We start from the raw sequence: 1,230 nt of genomic DNA on the forward strand, positions 1-1,230 counted from the left end.
AATGAGCCTGCGACTATGCAATTTAGTCGGATTAAGTGGGGTGTTGTGGCATTGGTGCGGGTAAAAAGGTTTTTCCCTAGTTGGTAATAGAAAAACAAATAAGAATGATTTGCATTTGTATTGATACTTCCTTGTTTAGTTGGTAATCTCGCGCCCTCTAAAATTAATACCACGCGCTTAGATTCGGTTTGAGCGTTATAAAGAGTAAGTAATCACATAAATGAATAAGACGTTATCCCTTACTGCTGCAAGTATGTTGTCTGTGTGTAGCACGGTAACCACGGCTGAGACGACACAAACTGAAGTCAAGACAGATTCTGTTCAAGCAGAAACTGTTGTCATTACAGGCTCTAGAACTGAGAAATTGCTTCTCGAATCGCCAGTGCGTGTAGAGGTGATTTCGCGCGAGGAGATAGTGCTAAAAATGCACGTGATCTAAGTGAGGCGATTAAAGATGTACCAGGGCTTTTGATTAAGCCAATCCATGGTAAATCGGGCTCTGAGGTATGGATGCAGGGTGTCGATGCTAAACGAGTCATTGTTTTAGTGGATGGTGAGCGTGTCTCCCAAAGTACCAATTCTGGTACTGACTTAACCCAAATTGGTCTCGCTAATGTCGAGCAAATAGAAATTGTAAAGGGGGCTACTTCCGCTTTATACGGCAGCAACGCGATTGGGGGAGTGGTTAATGTCATTACTACCGATCCAGCTGACGGTTTGTCATATACCGTAAAGGGAGATGTAGGTAGTTACGGAGAGCAAAATATATCCGACAACCAGCTAGATGCGGCCGTCCGATCGAGTGCTGGCTGGCTAAGTTACAAAGAAGATGTATATGATTTAGAGTTCAGTTACGACGTTCGAGATAGCGATGGTTTTACCACGGATGTGGCGACGTGGGACAAGGAGGGCCCTTCGGGCACGCGATTAAATACTAGTGCTGAGATCGGTTTTTCACCGGTCGAAAATGCGCGTATTTTTACATCTTTTGCTACCTATACTGAAGATCTTATTACGCCTTTTACAGGTGCGGCTCCAGCCCGTCTTCAAACCGAAAAAACTGAAGAAGTGGAGAGGTACACATATCGCTTGGGTGGTGACCTGTCTTTAGAAAGTGATGATATTTCTGTTCGTTATTTCTACGAAGATTTTCAGAATCCGACCACCCAAGATATCGTGACGAATCCGGGCATAGAGCAAAAGAGGGTGCCTCGGCATATCAGTCAAAGT

General features: G+C 44.4%; 2 protein-coding genes. Both read left to right on the forward strand.

The genetic code is table 11. The features are described from left to right. Positions 1-220 precede the first annotated feature (220 nt). A complete protein-coding gene (locus A3739_RS05835; protein ID WP_068500652.1) occupies positions 221-439 on the forward strand; it encodes a hypothetical protein in 219 nt (72 codons plus the stop codon). 29 nt (positions 440-468) lie between these two features. Beyond that, on the forward strand, positions 469-1,230 hold a 762-nt coding region (locus tag A3739_RS05840; protein WP_156502383.1), incomplete at its 3' end, for a TonB-dependent siderophore receptor.

Source organism: Oleiphilus sp. HI0067, from assembly GCF_001635735.1.

Excerpts from the sequence above, each read along its gene's own strand:
- A3739_RS05835 (WP_068500652.1), top strand. The coding sequence starts at position 221 with ATGAATAAGACGTTATCCCTTACTGCTGCAAGTATGTTGTCTGTGTGT.